28 protein-coding genes are annotated in these 20,481 nt (G+C 74.4%); 19 read left to right on the top strand and 9 right to left on the bottom strand.

What is annotated here, in order from left to right; translation table 11 throughout:
* Positions 1-37 precede the first annotated feature (37 nt).
* On the top strand, positions 38-265 hold the full coding sequence (locus IR170_RS00585; RefSeq protein ID WP_056864450.1) for a hypothetical protein: 228 nt from the start codon (positions 38-40) through the stop codon (positions 263-265).
* A 22-nt stretch (positions 266-287) separates the two neighbouring features.
* On the opposite strand, the gene IR170_RS00580 is transcribed toward IR170_RS00585, so the two are convergent.
* Together IR170_RS00580 and IR170_RS19235 are read right to left on the bottom strand one after the other, a co-directional pair.
* Positions 288-710, bottom strand: coding sequence for an MOSC domain-containing protein (locus IR170_RS00580; RefSeq protein ID WP_319804833.1), 423 nt, complete (start codon positions 708-710; stop codon positions 288-290).
* Positions 701-868 carry a hypothetical protein gene (locus tag IR170_RS19235; protein ID WP_227488376.1) on the bottom strand — a complete coding sequence of 56 codons (168 nt, stop codon included), beginning with the start codon at positions 866-868 and terminating at the stop codon, positions 701-703. The genes IR170_RS00580 and IR170_RS19235 overlap by 10 nt, the downstream gene beginning before the upstream one ends.
* A 93-nt stretch (positions 869-961) precedes the next feature.
* Between IR170_RS19235 and IR170_RS00575 the strand changes: the two genes are divergently transcribed.
* Entirely contained in the window at positions 962-1,534 is a 573-nt protein-coding gene (locus IR170_RS00575; protein WP_193660826.1) for a hypothetical protein, read from the top strand.
* A gap of 59 nt (positions 1,535-1,593) precedes the next feature.
* Here IR170_RS00575 and IR170_RS00570 read toward each other — a convergent pair whose 3' ends face one another.
* Positions 1,594-2,388 (bottom strand): DUF3626 domain-containing protein, encoded by a 795-nt coding sequence (locus IR170_RS00570; protein ID WP_319804832.1) that lies wholly within the window; start codon positions 2,386-2,388, stop codon positions 1,594-1,596.
* A gap of 59 nt (positions 2,389-2,447) precedes the next feature.
* On the opposite strand from IR170_RS00570, the gene IR170_RS00565 reads away from it, so the two are divergent.
* The 3 genes from IR170_RS00565 to IR170_RS00555 all read left to right on the top strand — a co-directional run bounded on the left by IR170_RS00565 (position 2,448) and on the right by IR170_RS00555 (position 5,078).
* Positions 2,448-2,825, top strand: coding sequence for a pyridoxamine 5'-phosphate oxidase family protein (locus tag IR170_RS00565; protein ID WP_193660825.1), 378 nt, complete (start codon positions 2,448-2,450; stop codon positions 2,823-2,825).
* A 98-nt stretch (positions 2,826-2,923) separates the two neighbouring features.
* Positions 2,924-4,765: a DNA helicase RecQ gene (gene recQ, locus IR170_RS00560; RefSeq protein ID WP_193660824.1), complete on the top strand. Its 1,842-nt coding sequence runs from the start codon at positions 2,924-2,926 to the stop codon at positions 4,763-4,765.
* 76 nt (positions 4,766-4,841) lie between these two features.
* The gene (locus IR170_RS00555; RefSeq protein ID WP_193660823.1) at positions 4,842-5,078 is read left to right on the top strand and encodes a hypothetical protein; all 237 of its coding nucleotides are present in this window, start codon (positions 4,842-4,844) and stop codon (positions 5,076-5,078) included.
* Between the two features lie 6 nt (positions 5,079-5,084).
* Here the strand turns inward: IR170_RS00555 and IR170_RS00550 are convergent, their stop codons facing one another.
* The 3 genes from IR170_RS00550 to IR170_RS00540 all read right to left on the bottom strand — a co-directional run bounded on the left by IR170_RS00550 (position 5,085) and on the right by IR170_RS00540 (position 8,042).
* Positions 5,085-6,800: a hypothetical protein gene (locus IR170_RS00550; RefSeq protein WP_193660822.1), complete on the bottom strand. Its 1,716-nt coding sequence runs from the start codon at positions 6,798-6,800 to the stop codon at positions 5,085-5,087.
* Between the two features lie 154 nt (positions 6,801-6,954).
* A complete protein-coding gene (locus tag IR170_RS00545) occupies positions 6,955-7,482 on the bottom strand; it encodes a hypothetical protein (protein ID WP_193660821.1) in 528 nt (175 codons plus the stop codon).
* A complete protein-coding gene (locus IR170_RS00540; RefSeq protein WP_235557598.1) occupies positions 7,473-8,042 on the bottom strand; it encodes an RNA polymerase sigma factor in 570 nt (189 codons plus the stop codon). The genes IR170_RS00545 and IR170_RS00540 overlap by 10 nt, the downstream gene beginning before the upstream one ends.
* Before the next feature lie 213 nt (positions 8,043-8,255).
* Between IR170_RS00540 and IR170_RS00535 the strand changes: the two genes are divergently transcribed.
* The 12 genes from IR170_RS00535 (at position 8,256) to IR170_RS00480 (ending at position 16,156) form a co-directional block, all read left to right on the top strand.
* The gene (locus IR170_RS00535) at positions 8,256-8,729 is read left to right on the top strand and encodes an Asp23/Gls24 family envelope stress response protein (protein ID WP_056864457.1); all 474 of its coding nucleotides are present in this window, start codon (positions 8,256-8,258) and stop codon (positions 8,727-8,729) included.
* A gap of 4 nt (positions 8,730-8,733) precedes the next feature.
* Entirely contained in the window at positions 8,734-9,081 is a 348-nt protein-coding gene (locus tag IR170_RS00530) for a hypothetical protein (protein ID WP_227488375.1), read from the top strand.
* A gap of 378 nt (positions 9,082-9,459) precedes the next feature.
* Complete coding sequence (locus IR170_RS00525; RefSeq protein WP_082500291.1) at positions 9,460-9,636, top strand: DUF2273 domain-containing protein; 177 nt, start codon at positions 9,460-9,462, stop codon at positions 9,634-9,636.
* Positions 9,629-10,048, top strand: coding sequence for an Asp23/Gls24 family envelope stress response protein (locus IR170_RS00520; protein ID WP_193660820.1), 420 nt, complete (start codon positions 9,629-9,631; stop codon positions 10,046-10,048). Before IR170_RS00525 ends, IR170_RS00520 begins: the two co-directional genes overlap by 8 nt.
* Positions 10,045-10,572 carry a DUF6286 domain-containing protein gene (locus IR170_RS20135; protein WP_193660819.1) on the top strand — a complete coding sequence of 176 codons (528 nt, stop codon included), beginning with the start codon at positions 10,045-10,047 and terminating at the stop codon, positions 10,570-10,572. The genes IR170_RS00520 and IR170_RS20135 overlap by 4 nt, the downstream gene beginning before the upstream one ends.
* Complete coding sequence (locus IR170_RS19760; RefSeq protein ID WP_193660818.1) at positions 10,569-11,147, top strand: Asp23/Gls24 family envelope stress response protein; 579 nt, start codon at positions 10,569-10,571, stop codon at positions 11,145-11,147. The genes IR170_RS20135 and IR170_RS19760 overlap by 4 nt, the downstream gene beginning before the upstream one ends.
* A gap of 340 nt (positions 11,148-11,487) precedes the next feature.
* Positions 11,488-12,591, top strand: a complete 1,104-nt coding sequence (locus IR170_RS00505; protein ID WP_193660817.1) for a glycoside hydrolase family 26 protein — start codon at positions 11,488-11,490, stop codon at positions 12,589-12,591.
* A 69-nt stretch (positions 12,592-12,660) separates the two neighbouring features.
* Positions 12,661-12,885, top strand: a complete 225-nt coding sequence (locus IR170_RS00500; RefSeq protein ID WP_193660816.1) for a hypothetical protein — start codon at positions 12,661-12,663, stop codon at positions 12,883-12,885.
* Between the two features lie 17 nt (positions 12,886-12,902).
* On the top strand, positions 12,903-13,361 hold the full coding sequence (locus IR170_RS00495) for a hypothetical protein (RefSeq protein ID WP_193660815.1): 459 nt from the start codon (positions 12,903-12,905) through the stop codon (positions 13,359-13,361).
* A gap of 68 nt (positions 13,362-13,429) precedes the next feature.
* Positions 13,430-14,272, top strand: a complete 843-nt coding sequence (locus IR170_RS00490) for an aldo/keto reductase (RefSeq protein WP_193660814.1) — start codon at positions 13,430-13,432, stop codon at positions 14,270-14,272.
* The gene (locus tag IR170_RS00485) at positions 14,272-15,345 is read left to right on the top strand and encodes an alanine racemase (protein ID WP_193660813.1); all 1,074 of its coding nucleotides are present in this window, start codon (positions 14,272-14,274) and stop codon (positions 15,343-15,345) included. The genes IR170_RS00490 and IR170_RS00485 overlap by 1 nt, the downstream gene beginning before the upstream one ends.
* Positions 15,346-15,397: 52 nt before the next feature.
* Positions 15,398-16,156 (top strand): peptidylprolyl isomerase, encoded by a 759-nt coding sequence (locus IR170_RS00480; RefSeq protein ID WP_056864467.1) that lies wholly within the window; start codon positions 15,398-15,400, stop codon positions 16,154-16,156.
* 34 nt (positions 16,157-16,190) lie between these two features.
* On the opposite strand, the gene IR170_RS00475 is transcribed toward IR170_RS00480, so the two are convergent.
* The gene (locus tag IR170_RS00475; protein ID WP_193660812.1) at positions 16,191-16,685 is read right to left on the bottom strand and encodes an OsmC family protein; all 495 of its coding nucleotides are present in this window, start codon (positions 16,683-16,685) and stop codon (positions 16,191-16,193) included.
* A 105-nt stretch (positions 16,686-16,790) separates the two neighbouring features.
* Between IR170_RS00475 and IR170_RS00470 the strand changes: the two genes are divergently transcribed.
* The gene (locus tag IR170_RS00470) at positions 16,791-17,075 is read left to right on the top strand and encodes a hypothetical protein (protein ID WP_056864468.1); all 285 of its coding nucleotides are present in this window, start codon (positions 16,791-16,793) and stop codon (positions 17,073-17,075) included.
* Between the two features lie 118 nt (positions 17,076-17,193).
* On the opposite strand, the gene IR170_RS00465 is transcribed toward IR170_RS00470, so the two are convergent.
* Positions 17,194-17,337, bottom strand: a complete 144-nt coding sequence (locus tag IR170_RS00465) for a hypothetical protein (RefSeq protein ID WP_156697893.1) — start codon at positions 17,335-17,337, stop codon at positions 17,194-17,196.
* A gap of 214 nt (positions 17,338-17,551) precedes the next feature.
* Between IR170_RS00465 and IR170_RS00460 the strand changes: the two genes are divergently transcribed.
* Positions 17,552-18,550: an NADP-dependent oxidoreductase gene (locus tag IR170_RS00460; RefSeq protein ID WP_193660811.1), complete on the top strand. Its 999-nt coding sequence runs from the start codon at positions 17,552-17,554 to the stop codon at positions 18,548-18,550.
* A gap of 127 nt (positions 18,551-18,677) precedes the next feature.
* Here the strand turns inward: IR170_RS00460 and IR170_RS00455 are convergent, their stop codons facing one another.
* The gene (locus tag IR170_RS00455) at positions 18,678-20,420 is read right to left on the bottom strand and encodes a SpoIVB peptidase S55 domain-containing protein (RefSeq protein ID WP_193660810.1); all 1,743 of its coding nucleotides are present in this window, start codon (positions 20,418-20,420) and stop codon (positions 18,678-18,680) included.
* Between the last annotated feature and the right edge of the window lie 61 nt (positions 20,421-20,481).

Here is a 20,481-nt window from a genome sequence, read left to right as displayed (position 1 = left end):
CCGGTCGAGTCAGACCCGACCAAGCTAGCGTCGCGCTGTGAAGCTCATCTACGCCTACCTGACCGTCGTGTTCGGAGGCGCACTGATCGCCATCGTGGTCCTGCGATCGAGGGAGCACGGGCTCGTCGCGACCCTCGTGTGGATCGCTGCCACGGTGGCCGTCTCCCTCGTCGCCGTGCGCCGGCAGCGCGCGAGGGACGCCGGTCGCCCGAGCAGGACCGACCAGGCGGCCGACTCCACCGGGAGCAGCACGGACCCCCGCTGACCCAGGGACCGCCCCGCCGGTCTCAGACCGGCTCGAGCCGCTGGTGCGGCTCGGGCGGCAGCTCGACCTCGACCGCCGTGCCGGGGCACACCTCTCCCCCGCGCTCGACGACGGCCATGACGCCCGCCCGGCGGGTGATGCCGGCTCCGTCGATCGACTCCGCCCCGCCGGTCGGACCGAGGGTGATCTCGGAGGTCGAGGGCCGGGCGTCGGCGCGGGCCACGACGACCTTGAGCAGCCCGGCGGAGAAGTCCTCTATCTGGCGGCACGGGTTGCGGAGTCCGGTCACGCGCAGCACCACTTCGCCGAGGCGCAGACGGGTGCCGGTCGGCAGGGCGAGCAGGTCGACCCCGGTGGTGAGGACGTTCTCTCCGAGCCCGCCCGGGCCGAGGTCGTGGCCGGCCGCGCGTGCCTCGGCGAGCAGGTCGTCCTGGATCAGGTGCACCTGGCGCAGGTTGGGGGCCGGCCGGGGTCACGGCGCACGCGCGAGCGGTGCTGCACGAGCGCACCCGCGTGGGCGTCGCCGACCACGCCGAGGCCGGTCACGAGGGTGATCGACTCGCGCGGGGTCTTGCTGAAGCGGTGGGTCTCGTCCCGACTCACGGCGACGACCCTGCCTGTCCCGGCCATGCACCGAGGCTAGCCGTGCTGACCAGGCACGTTGACGACGTCGCGGGCCGCGCCGAGGCTGTCACGGTGACCCGCTACGTCGACCTCGCCGCCGAGACTTCGCCCCAGGGCGTCCGCGGCCTGTGCGTCGTGCTGCCGGGCAGGCAGTACTCCCCCGACGCCCCGCTGCTGTTCTTCGCCACCCAGGTCGCCCTGGCCCGCGGGTGGCACGTGCGCCAGGTCTGGTGGGACCCCGCCGCCCGCGGAGCGCTCGAGATCGAGGACGAGGCGGTCTGGGTGGGCGAGCAGCTGCGCGCCGCCGCGGAGGGGTACGACGGCCGGCTCGTCGTCGTGGCCAAGTCGCTGGGCACCCTCGCCGCTCCCGTCGCGGCCGACCTCGGCTGTCCCGCCGCCTGGCTGACCCCGCTGCTCATCGAGCCGCTGGTGAGCGAGGCGCTGCTGGCGTACCCCGCACCGCAGCTCACCGCCATCGGGGAGTCCGACCCCTACCTCGACCGCACCGTGCTCGCAGCCCTGGGCGGTCGCACCGTGCTGGTCCCCGGCGACCACGTGCTGCGGGTGCCCGACGACCCTAGGGCGATGCTCGCGGCCCACACCGAGGTCACCCTCGCCCTCGACGCGTGGTTGCGAGACCGCTGACCGCCGCCCTCTCCGGACCGCCCGGACGGCCCGGAGTGGGCTCACGTCGTGGGCCGGGGTCACCCTCGCCCGAAGCGCGCCAGGCAGTGCCACAGCTGCTTGACCGTCTGCGGCGGGTGGTCCCCCGACCGGGCCGCCCGGCCCAGCACCGCGGGCGTCAGCTCCCCGCCCAGCCTGCGGGCCAGGTCGACGACGTGCGCGCCGCGGTAGGCGGGGTCGAGGTCGTCGGCGGCTGCCCTGAAGCCGGGGTGCAGCTCCACCGGCCATCCCTGCTTCTCGGCTATCCCGCTCACCTCGGTGCCGGCGTAGCACGGGTCGAGCACGAGGGCCTCGATGTCGTCGGCCAGGCTCAGCGGCCCATGCACGTGGGCCTCCACGTAGTCGTCGAGGGGGTCGAGACCGGAGGCGTCGGCCATCGCGCACAGGCGCGGCAGCAGGTCGGCCTCCCCCACGTCGGCGGGGTCCGGCTCGAGGACGGAGTCGGGGAAGCAGAACGTGGAGCGTGTGACGACTTCCGGGCGCAGCCGCAGGTAGGACGAGCCGAAGCGCACCGCGCCGCCGTAGGGGTCGGCGTGACGGTTCCAGGCGCCGTAGACCGGGCGGTCGCCGGGAGGGGCCTTGTCGTAGCGCCCGGCGAAGAGCCTGCTCTCCCACCGCCACCGGTCGCCGCCGGGGAAGGCCGTGAGTCCGCCGTTGGAGACGCCCGTGACGAACTGCGAGCGATAGCGACCGTCGGCGGCCAGCGACGCCACCACGGTCGAGCCACCGTGCGGCCAGTCGGGGTGGAACTGCACCGTCACGGCCTCCACGGCGCGCGCGGGCGCAGCGGTGGCTCCGTCGGCACCGGCGTCCACGACCGTCAGCCTAGGGCAGCAGCGCGCGGGCGTCACCGGGGATCTGTGACGATCGGCGGGTGAGCGCCCCTCCCTGCCTCTGGCTGACCACGCTGCGTCCCGACGGCTCGCCCCACACGACCCCGGTGTGGTTCGTGCGCGACGCCGACGTGGTCTGGATCGCGACCTCCCGCGCGGCCGTGAAGACGCGCAACCTCGAGCACGACCCGCGGGTCTCGCTCGCCCTCGACGGCAGCGCGGCCGACCCGACGGTCGGCGAGGGGCGCGCGGTCGTCCACGACCTGTCCGGGCCGCGGGGGCGCGAGGCGCACGCGGCCGTGCTGGCGGCGTTCGCCGAGCGGTACGCCGGGTGGGACGCCGCCGACCCGTCGCGCTACGGCGCGCGGGTGCTGGTCGAGGTGGCCGTGGAGCGCTGGCTGCTGCGGCCCGGCGCCTGAGACCACACACCCGACGCGGGCCCGCGACGGCCGCTGCGTCCGCAGGTGGGGTGGCCCGGGTCGGCGTACGGTCGGGAGGGGTCGGCACGATGGACCCCATGACCGTCACCGACTCCCCCGCCGGCTCGCCCCTCGAGGTGCTGGAGCGGGTCTTCGGCTACGACGCCTTCCGCGGCGACCAGGCCGAGATCATCGACACCGTCGTCGGCGGCGGCGACGCGCTGGTGCTCATGCCCACCGGCGGCGGCAAGTCGCTGTGCTACCAGGTGCCCTCCCTGGTGCGCGAGGGCACCGGCGTCGTCATCTCGCCGCTGATCGCGCTCATGCAGGACCAGGTCGACGCCCTCGACGCCCTGGGCGTGCGGGCCGGCTTCCTCAACTCCACCCAGACCACGGACGAGCGACGCGCAGTCGAGCGGGCCTACGTCGCCGGCGAGCTCGACCTGCTCTACCTCGCCCCCGAGCGGCTCGCCGTGGCCGAGACGCTGCGGCTGCTCGACGCCGGCCGGATCGCGCTCTTCGCCATCGACGAGGCCCACTGTGTCTCGGCCTGGGGCCACGACTTCCGTCCCGACTACCTCAACCTCACCGTGCTGGGCCAGCGCTGGCCCGGGGTGCCCCGGGTGGCGCTCACCGCGACGGCCACGCGGGAGACGGCCGAGGAGATCGTGCACCGCCTCGGACTCGCCGAGGCCCGGCAGTTCGTGGCGAGCTTCGACCGCCCCAACATCGAGTACCGCATCGTGGCCAAGGACAACCCCCGCCAGCAGCTGCTCGACCTGCTGCGCAGCGAGCACGCCGGCGACGCCGGCATCGTCTACTGCCTCTCGCGCAAGTCGGTCGAGGAGACCGCGGCCCACCTGAGCAAGCACGGCATACCCGCCCTGCCCTACCACGCGGGCCTGCCCGCGCAGCAGCGCGCGGAGCACCAGTCGCGCTTCCTGCGCGAGCCCTCGCTGGTGATGGTCGCGACCATCGCCTTCGGCATGGGCATCGACAAGCCCGACGTGCGCTTCGTGGCCCACCTCGACCTGCCGAAGTCGGTGGAGGGCTACTACCAGGAGACCGGCCGCGCCGGGCGCGACGGGCTGCCCGCCACCGCCTGGCTGGCCTACGGCCTGGCCGACGTCGTGCAGCAGCGCCGGATGATCAACACCTCCGACGGCGACGCCGCCCACCGCCGTCGGCTCGGCGCCCACCTCGACGCGATGCTGGCGCTCTGCGAGACCGTGCAGTGCCGCCGCGTGCAGCTGCTGGCCTACTTCGGCCAGCAGGGCGAGCCCTGCGGCAACTGCGACACCTGCACTGCTCCCCCGCAGACGTGGGACGGCACCATCGCCGCCCAGAAGCTGCTCTCCGCGGTGGTGCGGCTGGCGCAGCGTCGACAGCGCTACGGCGCCGGCCACGTCGTCGACATCCTGCTGGGCAACGCCACCGCCCGCGTCGTGGAGCTCGACCACACCAGCCTCACCGTCTTCGGCGTCGGCACGGAGCTCAGCGCCGGCGAGTGGCGCGGTGTCGTGCGCCAGCTGCTGGCCCAGGGCCTGCTCGCCGTCGGCGCCGACGGCTACGGCACCCTCGAGCTCACCGAGGCCTCCACCGACGTCCTGCGCGGCGAGCGCGAGGTGCACCTGCGCACCGAGCCGAAGCGCACCACCCGCAGCCGCAACGAGCGCCGCGCCAAGACCGCCGACGTCGTCGACCTCGACGCCGAGGGCGCTGCGCTCTTCGAGCGGCTGCGCGCCTGGCGGGCCGCAACCGCGAAGGAGGCCGGCGTGCCGGCGTACGTCGTCTTCCACGACGCCACGCTGCGCCACGTCGCCGCCGAGGCACCCACCACCCTCGACGCGCTCGGCTCGATCTCGGGGGTCGGCGCCAGCAAGCTCGAGCGCTGGGGCGAGGGTCTGCTCGCGGTGGTCACCGGGGGTGACGGAGCCTGAGCCGTCCGGTGCCCCACACGGGTCGCACCCACGGCGTGGTGGTCTCGAGCCACGGCCGTCCCTTACCGTGTGCGCCGTGACCGCGCCTCGTGACCCCCGCGCGTCCGGGTCGCGGACCGCCGCCTACCTCATGGCGTGGGCGACGGGGACGATCCCGGCCCTGTTCGTCCTCGCGCCCTTCGTGGGGGTCGGCGGAGCGGTCGCGGCGCTCGTGATCGCCTGGTGCACCGGGATCGTGTGGCTGCTCAAGCGCCGCCAGGAGGACCCGGGTTGGGACCGCCGACCCACCACCGGCCACCGCACCCGCCGCTGACGCCGGTCAGCAGGCGGGGTCGGTCCGGACCCGGCCGAGCGAGGGCCCCGACCGGACCTGCTTCCCGTGGTCGAGGGTCCACGCGCGCTGCCAGTCCGTGGTGAGGACGGTCGGGCTCATCGTCGACCGACGCTTGCCGACGAGGCTGATGCGCGGCGTCAGCGGCGCTCCGAGGTCGGCCACGTCGACCGAGCCGATCACGGTGCCGTCGTAGAACCAGGTCACGTGTCGCCGACCCACCTCGACCGCGACGTTGCGGGGCTGGTCGGTGAGGCTGACCGCCTTGCGTCCCACCCGGGCCGTGCCGCCCTCGCGGGAGCGCACGCCGAAGCGCATCCCCCGCTCGCGCATGGTGAAGTCGGCGACCGTCACCACCGGGCCGGTGCACGCGTCGACCGACGAGCCCTCGGGCACCAGCTCGACGCGCACGTCGTAGTCGGCGGCGCGGCCGCGGTCGGCCGAGGCCCGGAGCCGGAACTCCCACCGCCCCGTGCGCTGGGCGTTGCCGTCGAGGGTGGCGGTGGTGGTGCCGCGGTGGCGGGCCGTGGCGCCGGAGCCGCTCTGCAGGAAGAGCCCGCCGTTGACGTGGGCGGCCCGACCGGTGCCGTTGGAGGTGTCGCGCCACCCGCCCTCGAGCCGGCTGCCGCGGTAGGGACGGGAGGTGAGGGACTCCCCGAACTCCCAGGCGAAGTCGAAGAGTGACGGCCCCCAGCCCCAGCGGGAGCTGGCGTTGGTCGAGCCCGACGCGCGCCCGGCGGTGGGGAGGACGGCGGCGCCCGATCCCGCACGTGCGGGCTGCGCGCCGCTCTCCTGCGCCCGGGTCACGGTGAGCCGGGCGGGCGCCGCTGCCGGTGTCGCCGTGGTCGTGTCAGCGCGCGAGCCGGTGCCGCCGGAGGTGCCGGTGGGAGTGGTGCTGGAGGTGGGTGACGGAGCGGGGCTGGGCGCCGGGGGCGGCTCCGCGACGACCGTGAACGTGGTCGGGAACGACGCGAACCAGCCGATCCGGTCGCCGCCCTGCGTCCAGTCGTCCTGGCGGGCGCGGTAGACGTGGTTGCCGGCCTCGGCCTCGGTGCGGGTGAAGAAGGCCCGCCCGCGCGCGTCGGTGGTGTCGGTGTCGACGGTGCGCCAGCGGTGTCCGTCGACGCGCTCCTGCAGCTCCACGCGACGACCGGGGAAGGCCGGTGGGCGACGTCCGCGGACCACCGGCGTCGTGTCCGCCTTCAGCACGAAGGGGCGGTCGACGTACGCCGCCGGGTGGCGTCGCCCGAGGGTCAGCACGACCTCCTGGGCGCGGGCCCGCAGCAGCCGCCCCGGGGTGACGCCGGAGGAGGAGGCCACGCGGTAGCTGATGTTCTCCATGGCCGGTGCGGGGAAGGTGAACCGGAAGGCCCCGGACCGGTCGGTCGTGCCGCGGGAGCCCTGGACGTCGGTCCAGACGTCGCCCGGACGGTTCATGTGGAACTGCAGACGGATCGCCTGCTTGCGTCGTGGACCCACCCGCCCGCTGAAGAGGAGCGCCTGCCCTCCGACGAACGCGTCGGGGCCCGTGCGCAGGTCGCCGGCCGGGCGAGGCGCCGTGGTGGCCCGCTCCGGCGGCGCCGCCGACCGGCCGGGGGCGCTGAGCACGACCGAGCCGACGCAGAGGGCGAGGAAGCAGGCCACGGCCGCGCCGGTGGCTCGTCGCCGGGATGGTCTGGACGCGAGCGGACCCGAGTCGCGCATGCAGGTCTCCTGAGGGGGGTCGACGGAGAGGGGCAGGTGGGACGGCGCCGGGACGACCCGAGGGCACGGGGCGCGGGGGCACCCCCGCGGGGGTCGGCCGACGACCGGAGCCACGGTACGTCGATCCGCGCCGGGAGGTGACCTTTCCCGGTGCTCACACCAGGCGCGGGTCGCCCTCGACCACGTCGACCACGTCGATGTCGACGTCGACCGCGCCCCGGGGATCGGGCCCGACGAGCGACACCAAGAGCTCCTGGACCTCCCCGCGCACCTCGGCGGCCTCCGAGCGGACGTCGGTGCCGTAGGAGCAGACGAGACCCAGTCGCACCCGGGTCACGTGCTCCTCGTCGACGTCCACCTGCACCGACGCCGGGGCGCTCGCGACGCGCCGCTGCGCCAGACGCCTCACGGCCGAGCGCACCACCCGGCTGGAGACCCAGGTGCGCGAGCCGTCGGGGTCGTGGTCCACGCCGCCGTCGGCGCGTCGCACCAGGACCGGGTCGGCCGGCACGACGGTGCGCCGCACCCGCTCGAGCACGGAGCTGCGCACACCCTCGAAGCCACCCGGGTCGTCCTCGCGCACGGCGCGCAGGGCGCGGTCGAGCAGCTCCCCTCCCGCGACGTCGGGCCGGTCGGCGCCGACGAGGTCGTCACCGTCGTCTCGCTGCGGCTCTACCGCCATCGCGCCATCCTCTCCGCCAGGGTCCGCCGTCCGCGGTGCAGGTGACCACGGACGCTTCCGACCGGGAGGGCCAGCGCCTCGCCGATCTCGTCGTACGACATGCCCTCGACCTCGCGCAGCAGCCACACCGCGCGCTGGTGCCACGGTAGTTCGTCCAGCGCCTGCTGCAAGGCCGCCAGCAGCTCGGCGTCGAGCACGTCCTGGAGAGGGTTGTCACTGGCCTCGGGCACGAAGCGCGACAGCAGGTCGTCGTTGATGGGCGTGGGACGCCGGTGGCGCTGCAGGTCCACCGCGCGGCGGTGGACCAGCCGGAAGAGCCAGGTCTTGAGGCTGGAGCGGCCCTGGAAGGTGCCGAGGTCCTTCCACGCCGAGATCAGCGCCTCCTGGGTGACCTCGGCCGCGTCGGTGTCGTTGCCGCCGACGAGCCGCAGCGCGTAGCGGTACATCCGCGGACCGTAGCGGTCCACGATCTCGCGGAAGGCCTCGGCGTCACCCGCGCCGACGGCGCGCACCAGCGCTGCGTCGGAGGCTTCCTCCTCGGGAGGCTCGGCGGTCACCACGGCTCCATCCTGTCCAGGCAGGCCCACCGACCTCCCCACCCCAGTGGTCCCCACTCCTCGCGGCGACCGCGTGCTCCACATCACACCACCAGATCCGTGACGATCGGGGAGGACGGCACGACTACCTGGTGTCAGACGCACGACGTGCGTGCACCGTCAGCGCGGGGACACCACCCGCGCAGCACGACGACCAGGGAACAGAGAGGTTCACCCATGACCGAGAAGAAGCCCGAGACCACCGCCACCACGACCACCGACGTCGCCACCCGCGGCACCGGCGCGCTCGCCAGCGAGCAGGGCCGCACCTCGATCGCCGACGCCGTCGTCTCCAAGATCGCCGGCATCGCCGCACGCGACATCAGCGGCGTGCACGCCCTCGGCGGCGGCACCGCCCGCGCCGTCGGCGCCCTGCGCGACCGCATCCCCGGCTCGCGCACCAACCTCAGCCAGGGCGTCGCCGTGGAGGTGGGCGAGCGGCAGGCCGCCGTCGACCTCGACCTCGTCGCCGAGTACGGCGTCTCCATCGCCGACCTCGCCCAGGCCGTGCGCCGCAACGTCATCGGCTCGGTCGAGCGCATGACCGGGCTGGAGGTGACGGAGGTCAACATCACCGTGCACGACATCTTCCTCGACGACGGGTCGGACGACGCCGACACCTCGGCCTCCAGCGCCCCGCGGGTCGAGTGAGCGCGTGACCGAGCAGCCCGAGGACCTCGGCGTCACCGACCGGGACCCGGCCGGGTCGTCCGACGACGCCCCGGAGCAGGTCGACCTCGTCGCCGCGGCCGTCTTGGCCGTGCCCGGGGTGGCCGACCTGCACGGCGGCGTGCTCGGCGAGGTCGCGACCTACCTGCCCGGGCGCCGGGTCTCCGGCGTGAAGCTGCTGGAGCCCGGGGCCTCGGTCCACGTCGTGCTGACGTGGGGCGCCGCCGTGGCGACGACCACGGCCGCCGTGCGCGAGGTGGTCCGTCCCCTCGTGCCCGGACCGGTCCACGTCGTCGTCGAGGACGTCGAGCCCCCGGGCGGCGCGCCCCGATGAGCGACCCCGACCTGCGCTCCCTGCGCCGCGAGGCCGCCCGCCGTCACCACCCCGACGTGGGTGGGGACGCGGCGACCTTCGTCGCGGTCATGCGATCGCTCGACGCCCTCGAGGCGGCGCGGGCGGCAGGGACCACAGGGGGCACAGCGGGTCGCACCGCAGGAGGCACCCCGACCGCCGGGGTCGGGCCGTGGGGGGACGGCCCGGCCGCCGGCCCGGCGTCCGCCCCCACCATCACCGTCACCTCGACCGCGGCGTCGCGGGCCAGACGAGCAGTGCGCACCACGAGCCGCCGGCTCGTGGGCGACGTCAGACGCCGCATCCCACGGTCGTTGCCCGGCTCTCGCCGCTACGGCCAACTCTGAAGGAGACACCACCATGACCACCTCCACCATCGGCCTCATCGCCGGACTGCTGCTGGCGATCGCCATCGTCGTCGGTGGCCTGCTCGGCCTGCTGCTCGGCGTCGTGCTGGGCGGAGCCGGCTACCTCATCGGCGGCCACGTCGACGGCGAGCTCGACCTGGGCGCGCTGGTGCGGGGCCGTCGTGGCTGAGCCCGCCCTCGCGCCCCCGGAGGACCGGGGTCGCCTCGACGTGCGCACGCGCGCCCTCCAGCACGTCGTGGAGCGCGCGGCGCTCGAGGCGCCCGGCACCGTGTCGCGCCGCCCGGCGATGGGCTCCGCCCTGGGGTCGTCGGTGGGATCGGCCCTGGGTCGCCTCACCGGATCCGGCTCGCCGCAGGCCACCGTCACCGTCCACGGGGCACGGGCCCGCGTCGAGGTGGACGTCGCTGCCGTGTGGCCCTGCGCCGTCTCGGACATCGCCGAGGGCGTGCGGGCCACGGTGCAGCGCGAGACCGCCCGCATCAGCGGGATCGACATCACGACGGTGGACGTCACCGTGCACCTCGTCGACCCCGAGCCCGCCGACGACCACGGGCACGGGCGAGGGGGGCGGGTCCAGTGAGCCGACGCAACCCGCCCCGGGGCCGCCCGGCCGTCGTGCCCGTGGCCCTGCTGCTCGCGCTGGCGCTCGTCGCGCTGGCTGTCGTCACCGTGCGCGACCTCGCCGTCGCCCAGGGCTGGACCGGCGGCAGCCCCTGGCTGCGCGACGCCGTGGACGGCCTCGACGGACTCGGCGCCACGACCGCGGTCGTGGTGGCCGCCGCGGTGACCGGTCTCGTCGGGCTGGTGCTGCTCGTGCTGGCCCTCAAGCCCGCCCCGGTCACACACCTGCCGGCCACCGCCGACGGCGACCTCTGGGTCTCGGCACACGCCGTGGCCGCCCTGGCACGCCGGCGAGCCGACCGCAGCAGCGGTGTCGTCGGCGCCAGCGCCACGGTCTCCCGCCGTCACCGCGTGCGCGTCGAGGTGGTCGCGCCGCGCGACACCGACCAGACCGTCGCCGGTGTGCGCGAGAGCATCGCCGCCGATCTCGACGGCTTCTCCCCCGCCCGCATCTCCGTCCACGCCCAGGAGGCACCGCGATGACCGCGCCCACGAAGACCGACCGCCTCATGGTCGCCCTCGTCGGGCTGGTGCTCGTCGCCGTGTCGCTGGCCCTCCTCGACTGGCGCTTCGGGTGGGTGCTGTCGTGGGGCGACACCCTCGACACCGCCCCCGTCGACGACGTCCTGGCCACCAGCTGGTGGCCGTGGGCCTCGGCCGTCGTGGGGGTCCTGCTCGGCCTGCTCGGCCTGGCCTGGGTCCTGGCCCACCTCAGGCCGGCGTCGGTCCCGGTTCTCCGGCTCCCGGCGAGCGGCCCCGAGGGTCGCCTCGAGGTCGACCTCCGCTCGCTGGCCCACGCGACCGCCGCGCGCCTGGAGTCCCTCGCGCCGGTCACGGGCCTGTCGGGCACCGCTCGCACCCACCGGGGCTCGACCGTGGTCGAGCTGAGGGGCCGCGTCGAGCAGACCGCCGAGGTGCACGAGCTGCGCGACGCCGTCACCACCGTGACCCGCGAGGTGGAGCAGGCCTTCCCGGCGGGCGACGTGGCGGTGCGGGTCGTGCTCGACAGCCCCAAGGCCACCCGACGTGAGCGCACCGACCGGGTGCGGGTGCAGTAGCGGAACAGGTCCGCGCGACCCGGATCAGCGTGACATCGACCCCCGACCCCTCGACCTGAGGGATCGGGGGTCGTTCGTCGTGCAGGTCACACCGTCGGCCCCCGGGGGTCTGGACCACTGCCCCCCTGCCGGGGTGAGCGGCACCCGGACCGGGGCGAGGGGTGCGATCCTGGTGGGGCGACCCGTCCCCCACGGAACGCGCCCCGCCGGCTCTCCCCCGCACGACACCGGCCCGCACGGCACCGGCTTCCCCGAGCCGGCGTACGGCACCGCCGGCACCCCACCCCACCCGCGCGCGACCACCCATCGCCCGCGACCACGACCGCCCCCGAGGTCTGCCATGTCGCACCTGCACCCCCTCCCGCCCCGCCGCGGGCTGCGTCGCGCCCTCGTGGCGACCGCACTCGCCGCCGTCACCACCCTGGGCGTCGGCGCGCTGCCGGCCGTCGCCGACGCGGCACCGGCCCCGGCCGCCGCGGCGAGCGCAGCCGGTCCGCTGGCGGCGGACACCGTCGACAAGCCCGTGACCACCGCCCTCGACCGTGTGTCGCGCACGACCCGCAAGGCCCGGGCGAAGACCCTGCCGGCCCGTGTCTTCGGCCTCGCCGTCCCCGGCGCCCCCACGGAGCTGTCGGAGGCCGACGCCCTCGCCTCCAGCCTCGGCCGGCGCGCCACCCAGCTCACCTTCTACTCCTCGTGGCACTACGCCGCCGACTTCCCCACCGCCGACGCCCGCCGGGTCGCCTCGACCGGTGCGGTGCCGGAGGTCACCTGGGAGCCCTGGGACCCCGCTGTCGGCACGCCCGACCAGCCCGCCTACTCCCTCGACCGCATCGCCGGCGGCGCCTTCGACGCCTACGTCACGCGCTGGGCTCAGCAGGTCAAGGCGTACGGCGCTCCGGTCGCCTTCCGCTTCGCCCACGAGATGAACGGCAGCTGGTACCCCTGGTCGGAGGGCGTCAACGGCAACACCTCCGGCGACTACGTCGCGGCCTGGCGCCGGGTGGTCGGCATCTTCCGCTCGGTCGGGGCGACCAACGCGATCTGGACCTGGACCCCCAACGTGCCCTTCCCCGGGTCGGTGGCGCTCCCCGGGCTCTACCCCGGCGACCGGTGGGTCGACCGGGTCGGCCTCGACGGCTACAACTGGGCCGGCCTCATCCCCTCCACCTCCTGGCAGTCCTTCGGGGAGGTCTTCGGGCCCGGCCTCGCCCAGCTCACCTCGCTGACGGCCAAGCCCGTCTTCATCGGCGAGGTCGGCTGCCCCGAGGGCGTGGGCGACAAGGCCGGCTGGATCCGTGACATGTGGGCCTACCTCGACCAGCACCGTGAGGTGCGCGGGCTGACCTGGTTCCACTTCCAGAAGGAGGCCGACTGGCGCATCACCAGCAGCCAGGCCTCCCACGACGCCTTCCGGGCCGGCGTGGGCGCCTTCGCCTCCTGAGGAGACCGCCCGGCACCGACCCCCGTAGGGGTGGGGCCGCCGCCGCTGCTCGGCGCCTAGTTTCGACCCATGACCGAGAGCAACGAGAAGACCGAGGCCGTCCAGGCCGTCGTCGACCGCGTGACCTCCTACCAGGAGTCGGCCCCCGAGGGCACCGTCGAGGCCGAGCTGCGCAAGGGCCTCGGCGAGGCGGGCCTCGACCTGCCCGACGCCGACGTCACGGCCCTGGCCGAGGCGATCGAGTCCGCGGAGGAGGGCGACGGGCCGGTGCAGGCCGCGTCGGTGCTGTCCTGACCGGCGCTGCGCCCGAGGTGGGGTCCGGCGACGGCCCCGTCGCCGAGCACCGGCGTCCCGACGGCGTCAGTGACGCCACCGTCGAGGCCCTCGGCAAGATCTCCGAGGCCCTGGAGGCCGTCGAGGTGGCGCGCGGTCACCTCTACACCTTCCACCGGCTCTCCGGCACCGCCGACCTGACCCTCGGCGAGGGTGTCGAGCAGCTGCGCGAGGCCGGGCACGCCGAGCTGGCCGACCGGATCGAGCGTGAGCTCGTGGGCCGCAACGTGATCGAGGGCCGCTGGACCTTCCAGATCATGGAGGAGTACGACGACACCTACTGGTCGGTCTTCCGCGACCTCGAGCGCACCGCCCGCGAGGAGCTCGTCGGTGGGCGTCGACACCTCTTCGAGGCCGAGATGAAGGAGTCGGAGCGCACCCGCGGACGACGCCACCACGAGGCCGCTCCCGACGACCGCGGACCCCAGGCTCCCTGACCCGCCCCGGGGCCGGGCCTCGGCCCAGGGGCCCGGGTGACGGGCGCCACGAGACTAGGTTGGAGCCCATGGCACCTGCGATCCCGACCCACGACCTGCTCGACGGCACGACCCTCCCGGCCGTCGGCTTCGGCACCTACCCGCTGCGCGACGACGCGTGCGTCGAGGCCGTCGGGTCGGCGATCGCGGCGGGCTACCGCCTGCTCGACACCGCGGTCAACTACGGCAACGAGGCCGCGGTCGGCGAGGCGGTCAGGCGGGCCGAGGTCGATCGTGACGACCTGGTGGTGACCAGCAAGCTGCCCGGTCGCGACCACGGCTACGACGAGGCGGTCGCCAGCGTCAGGGGCTCGCTGCGCGCCCTGGGGCTCGAGCGCATCGACCTGCACCTCATCCACTGGCCCAACCCCAGCGTCGGCCGGTACGCCGAGGCCTGGCGCGCTCTGGTCGACCTCCAGCGCGACGGCCTGGTGCGCTCGATCGGGGTCTCGAACTTCACCGAGGCCCACCTGGCGCGGATCATCGACGAGACCGGCGTGACCCCGGTGGTCAACCAGATCGAGATGCACCCGCACTTCCCGCAGGCCGCGATGCGCGCGGTGCACGAGCGTCTCGGCATCCGCACGGAGTCGTGGAGCCCCCTGGGCAAGCGCAACGCCCCCCTCGACGAGCCGGCCGTCACCGGCCCCGCCGCCCGCCTGGGCGTCACCCCGGGTCAGGTGATCCTGCGCTGGCAGGTGCAGCTGGGCTCCGTGCCGGTGCCGAAGTCGGCCACGCCAGAGCGACAGCGGGCCAACCTCGACCTCTTCGGCTTCGAGCTCACCGACGCGGAGGTCGCCGCCATCTCCGCCCTCGCTCGGGTCGACGGCCGGCTCTTCGGCGGGGATCCCGACACCCACGAGGAGATGTGATGGCGTCGGCCCCGCCGACCCCCCACCTCCGCGTCGACCTCGACCGCCTGCGCCGCAACGTCCGCCGCACCGCCGAGCGCGCCCGCAGCCTGCAGGTCTCGCTGCGCCCGCACGTCAAGACCCACAAGAGCGCCGAGATCGCCCGGCTGCAGCTGGTCTCCGGCGCCGCGGGCATCACCGTCGCCACCGTCGGCGAGGCCGAGGTCTTCGCGCGCCACGGCTGCACCGACGTCTTCATCGCCTATCCCCTCTGGCTCGACGACGACCGCGCCTCCCGCCTGCGCGACCTCTCCGAGATCTGCCGGCTGGCCATCGGCGTGGACTCCGTCGCCGGCGCCGCCAACGCCGGGCGCCGCCTCGGCGGGTCGGGGGTCGAGGTGCTCGTGGAGGTCGACTCCGGCCACCACCGCACCGGGGTGCCGGCGGACCGGGCCGGGGACGTCGCCGTCGCGGCCCGACGGGCCGGTCTCGTCGTGCGCGGGGTGTTCACTTTCCCCGGCCACGGCTACGCCCCGGGCGCCACCGCCGCGGCCGTGCGCGACGAGATCGAGGCCCTCCGCACCGCCCGCGACGCCCTGCTCGACGAGGGCATCGACGTGCGCGTCGTCTCGGGCGGCTCGACGCCGACCCTCGCCGCGAGCCTCGTGCCGGGTGCCGCCGACGTGGTCGACGAGCTGCGCCCCGGCGTCTACGTCTTCGGCGACGCCCAGCAGTGGGAGCTCGGCGTCGTCGAGCCCGCCGACATCGCGCTCACCTGCCGGGCCACGGTCGTCAGCCACGCGCACGGTCGCCTGGTGCTCGACGCCGGGAGCAAGGCGCTGGGTGCCGACCGAGCGGCGTACTCCTCCGGCTTCGGCCGGCTGCTCGACCACCCCGGCGCCCGGATCACCGCCCTCTCCGAGCACCACGCGACCGTCGAGCTCGGCGGCGCCGCCCTGCCCGCACTCGGCTCGGTGCTCGACGTGGTGCCCAACCACGTGTGCTCCGCGGTCAACCTGGCCGACGACCTGTGGGTGGAGGAGGCCGGCGGCCTGCGCGCGTGGTCGGTGACGGCCCGCGGGCAGAACGGCTGAGCGCGCCGGGCCGCTCAGGCTGCTCTCACACCCGGCGCCTACGATCGGCGCCATGCGCACCCGACCCGCCCCCCGTGTCCTCGCCCGCCGCGCCGCGACCCGCCCCCTGGCCGCCGTCGCCGTCGTCGCCTGCCTCACCTCGCTCGCCGCCTGCGGGTCCGACGAGGAGCCGACGGCCGAGGACACCTCCGCCGCGAGCCCCGCCACCTCCGAGAGCGCCTCCGGCTCCCCCTCCGACGACGGGTCCGCCGCCGGGTCGGGCTCCTGCGACTACCCGCAGGACGGCCAGCCCGCCAAGGAGGTCGACCCGCCCGAGACGACCCCCACCGTCAGCGGCGAGGTGAGCGCCGACGTCGCGACCAGCGCCGGCGACATCGGTCTGACCCTCGACGCCGACGCCGCGCCCTGCACCGTCAACTCCTTCGTCAGCCTCGCCGAGCAGGGCTACTTCGACGGCACCACCTGCCACCGCCTCACCACCGAGGGCATCTACGTGCTCCAGTGCGGCGACCCGACGGGCACCGGCACCGGCGGGCCCGGCTACACCATCCCCGACGAGCTGACCGGCGAGGAGACCTACCCGGCCGGCACCCTGGCCATGGCCAAGACGATGTACCCCGACTCCGGTGGCTCGCAGTTCTTCATGGTCTACGAGGAGTCGCCGCTGCCGCCGGACTACACCGTCTTCGGCACCATCGACGACGCCGGCCTCGACCTGCTCACCGAGATCGGCGACGAGGGCACCGACAACGGCACCGGCGACGGCGCGCCCGCCACGCCGGTCGACATCGAGAGCGTCACCGTCGGCTGACCGGCCCGCGGCCCCACCCCCGGGCGCCGGGGGCTCAGTGGCCCAGGTCGCCCGCGGCGTAGGTGACCGGCTCGCCCAGGGTGACCGTGCGCCCCACCGTGCACAGGCGCTCCTGCACCATCTGCAGGGTGCGGGGCACGACCTCGCGCGCCCGGTCGCCCTCGGGGCCCTCGGGGAAGGTCACGTCGAAGGTGACCCGCAGGTCCACCAGGTGGTTGCCCTGCTCGTCGCGCACCTTGTGCCCCTCGGCCCGCGCCGCGAAGGACGCGAAGGGCGACCGCTTGCCGGTGACGTGGTCGAGGTCGACCGCCCCGCAGCCGACGAGGGCGGCGAGCAGCAGCTCGACCGGGGTGAAGTCGGGGTCGTCGCCCGACCCGACCGGCAGCACGCCACCGCGGCCGTTGGTGGCCTTGTAGCGGCGCTCCCCTATGCGCTCGAGGTCGACCGCCCGCCGGGTCGCGGGGTCTCGGCCCGGCTCGCGCACGTGGTCGGGGGTCGGGGCCGGGGGCTGCTGCGTGGTCTCGTCCATGCCAGCAGCCTCCCAGACACGCCCGGGAGGTCGTCCGGTTTGACCTCAGCGCCCAGCCGAGAGACGTTCGAGTGGTCCCCCCGCACCCCATCGGAAGGCGAGCACGTGCTCTTCCTGACCGAGAACGCCCAGTCCATCGTCACCGACCTCGCGGCCCAGCCGGGCCAGCCCGGCGCAGCCGGCCTCCGCATCGTCTCCGAGAGCGAGGTGGAGCCGGCGCTGCTGGTGTCGACCGCCGCGGCGCCCGAGCCGGGCGACGTCACCGTCGAGCAGGACGGAGCCACCGTCTACCTCGACCAGACCGCCGCGCTGCTGCTCGACGACAAGATCCTCGACGCCGCCGTGCACCCCGACGGCAAGGTCGAGTTCGCCCTGGCCGTGCAGCCGTAGGACCCGGCCCCGGCCCCAGGCGGGCCGGGCCACGACGTACGACGGGCCCCCGACACCGGAGTGGTGTCGGGGGCCCGTCGACCGTCCGGGGCGCCGGAGTCCCTCCGGCGGCCCGGGCTCAGTCCTCGGCGGGCTCGAGGCCCAGGCGCACGCGTCGGCGGTGCGCCAGCAGGAGACCCAGGTTCCGCCGCTCGGTCGCCTCACGCTCGGGGCGGAACCTCGTCGAGGAGATCCCGTAGGCGACGTACAGCTGCGAGTTCATGGTGTCTCTCATCCCTTTCGCCCCGTCTCGGGGCCGGCGTCCGGCGTACGGGTACCCGCACACCTGTCATTGGTCATCGTCGTTTTCGACTCTTACATCGTAGCGACTGCTACACACCGCACCTCATCCTCGAGGCTGTGATGTCGCGCACCCGTCGACCCCCTGTCAGCACCACCTCCGTGGCCCCTCGGGAGCCGGTGGCACCATCGAGGACATGACCACCGAGACCCGCGAGATCCACCTGGCCCGACGACCCTCCGGCGCGCCCGTGCCCGACGACTTCCGCCTCGTCACCACGACGCTCCCCGACCTCGGCGAGGGCGAGGTGCTCGTGCGCACCGACGTCATGTCGGTCGACCCCTACATGCGCGGACGCATGAACGACGCGAAGTCCTACGTGCCCCCCTTCGCCCTCGACGCCCCCCTCGAGGGGGCCGCGGTCGGTGAGGTCCTGGAGTCGCGCGCCGAGGGCATCGAGGTCGGCGACACCGTGCTGCACGGGCTGGGCTGGCGCGAGCACGCCGTGGTGTCGGGCAAGGCCGTGCGCAGGCTCGACGTCTCCACGCTGCCCGCCTCGACCTACCTCGGCGTGCTCGGCAGCACGGGGCTGACCGCCTACGTCGGCCTCACCCGCATCGCCGAGATGAAGCAGGGCGAGACCGTCTTCGTGTCCGGTGCGGCCGGCGCCGTCGGCTCCTCCGTGGGCCAGATGGCGCGTCTGCTGGGCGCCGGCAAGGTCATCGGCTCCGCCGGCTCGGCCGACAAGGTCTCGTGGCTGACCGACGACCTCGGCTTCGACGCCGCCTTCGACTACCACGACGGCCGGGTGAGCGACCGGCTGGGCGAGCACGGCCCGGTCGACGTCTACTTCGACAACGTCGGCGGGGAGCACCTCGAGGCCGCCATCACGCACCTCAACGACTTCGGCCGGGTGGCCGTCTGCGGCATGATCGCGGGCTACAACGACCCGAGCCAGGCGGCGGGCCCCCGCAACATGATGATGGTGGTGCAGAAGCGGCTGCGGCTGCAGGGCTTCATCGTGACCGACCACTACGACCTGGCCTCGGCGTTCTACGAGAAGGCCGGCGCCTGGGTGGCCGACGGCTCGCTGAAGCACCGGGAGACCTTCGCCGACGGGCTCGACCACGCCGTCGAGGCGTTCCTCGGCGTGCTGAGCGGCGCCAACACCGGCAAGATGCTCGTGCGGCTCTGAGCGAGCCCCCCACACGCCGACGGCGGGCCCGGACCAGGTGGTCCGGGCCCGCCGTCGTCTGTGCGGGTCGCGCTGTGCTGCGAGGGTGGTGCTGTGAGGGTGGTGCTGTGAGGGTGGTGCGGTCGCGTCAGCGACGCACGCGGATGTCGACGTAGCGCTGGCCGCGGACGACCTCGTCGTAGGGACCGCTCTGGGTGACGAAGGAGCGTCGCAGGCCCTTGCCGTTGGCGTAGAGCTCCGCGGAGACCTCGTCGTTGCGGACCGGGTCGGCGTAGGCCTTGACGGCCTGGGCCACCGACTTGATGCGGTAGTTGTTGGTGTAGTCCGAGGCACCGCCCTGGACGACGAGGAAGGCCGAGCGCTTGGCACGCGACGGGATCTTCACCGAGACCGGCGCGTAGGTGACGGTGTCGTCGACCGCGGTGAGCACGGCGCGCAGGTCGAGGGTGCTCCCGGCCTTGGCCACCAGGTTGGTGCGGCGCCCGATCGTCGTCCACTCGCCGCCCTTGCGCTGCTGCAGACCGGTCACCTTGAGGGTGTCGGTGGAGGTGTCGACGTCGCTGTCGACGGTGATGTCGTCGACCTGGACGCCGTCGATGCGGCTCAGGGCGTAGGCGAGGTCCGCCAGCTCGAAGACCGACTCGAAGGAGATGTCGTAGTCCGAGACGTAGGTGTCGGCCGAGGAGATCTCGAAGGGCGCACCCAGTTCGTCGGTGCCGGTGATGGTCCAGCTCTGCGCCTCGGTGCCGGGGATGTAGGAGTCGAGCACGCGGTCGTGGTTGACCAGCAGCTGGCCGAAGACCGTGTCGGCGAGGAAGCGCTTGACGTAGGCGTCGCTGCTGCCGGTGCGCTCGCGGCCGTCGAAGCTGACCGTCGAGGCCACCGTGGTGGTGTCGGGCAGCGTGGCGAAGGTGCCGGTGATCCCGGTGGTGCGGTCGTCGGTGATGGTGCCGACGGCGGGGGCGATGTTGGCGACCTTGAAGGGCGCGCCCAGGCTGTCGGGCTGGACGTAGATCGCGTCGGCCGGGTTGAGACCCAGCGTGGTCTCGCCGAAGAAGGCGAACGGGTGGCCGAAGCCGACCACCTCTCCGCCGCAGACCGAGGTGGCGGTGCCGACGGCGCCCGCGGTCACGTCGCCGTAGGACAGCGTGGTGGCGAGGTTGCCGCCGGCGACGATGGTCTCCTCGGTGGCGTCGGCCGCGGCCGCGCGACCCACGGCGCCGACCGCGTAGGTCTGCTCGGAGAAGTACTTCTTGTCGCTCTCGCGCACCATGTCGATGCGCTTCTGCGTCATCCCGCTGATGCCGACCGGCATGCGGAGCTGGCGGAAGCCCTGCTCGGCCTGGTTCGCGGTGACGTCGGAGCTCGCGGCGATCTGGCGGGCCGTCCGGGCGTCGACGTCGACGCGGCGGGTGCCGGAGGTGAGGTAGTCGTCCATCTCGGCGAAGGGGGTGATGCCCGCGATCGGCGAGGACCCCCACGACAGGCCGTAGGCGACGGCGCCGACCAGCTGGCCGTCGATGTAGACCGGCGAACCGGACATGCCCGACCAGATGCCGCCGGCCGCGTCGATGGCCGGCGAGGTGAGGTCGGCCATGATCATGTCGACGCCGGGGGCGATCCCGTCGTCGAGCACGCCGATGATCGAGCCCTCGAAGGCCTCGGGCGTGGTGCCCTCGGAGACGGTCAGGCCGGTCACCGCGGCGTCCGCGGTGATCTGCTCCTGGGGGTAGGTGGGGATGCAGTCCTCGGCGGGCTCGGCGGACTGTGCCGGCCCAGAGGCGACGGCTGCGGCCCCGAGAAACAGTCCGGCTGCGGCGGTGCTGGCGACCAGGGCCCGGCCCCGGCGCGTGGTGCTGGGTCGCGTCATCGCGTCCTCATTCCTCCTGTGTGGCGAGGGCGCGGTCTGCGTCCCTCGTGAAGGGTGACGT

Origin of the sequence: Nocardioides kribbensis (assembly GCF_015070375.1) — a bacterium.
Lineage (GTDB): Bacteria > Actinomycetota > Actinomycetes > Propionibacteriales > Nocardioidaceae > Nocardioides > Nocardioides kribbensis.
The sequence above is the reverse complement of the archived record's forward strand: the minus strand, read 5'-3'. Positions and strand labels throughout refer to the sequence as shown.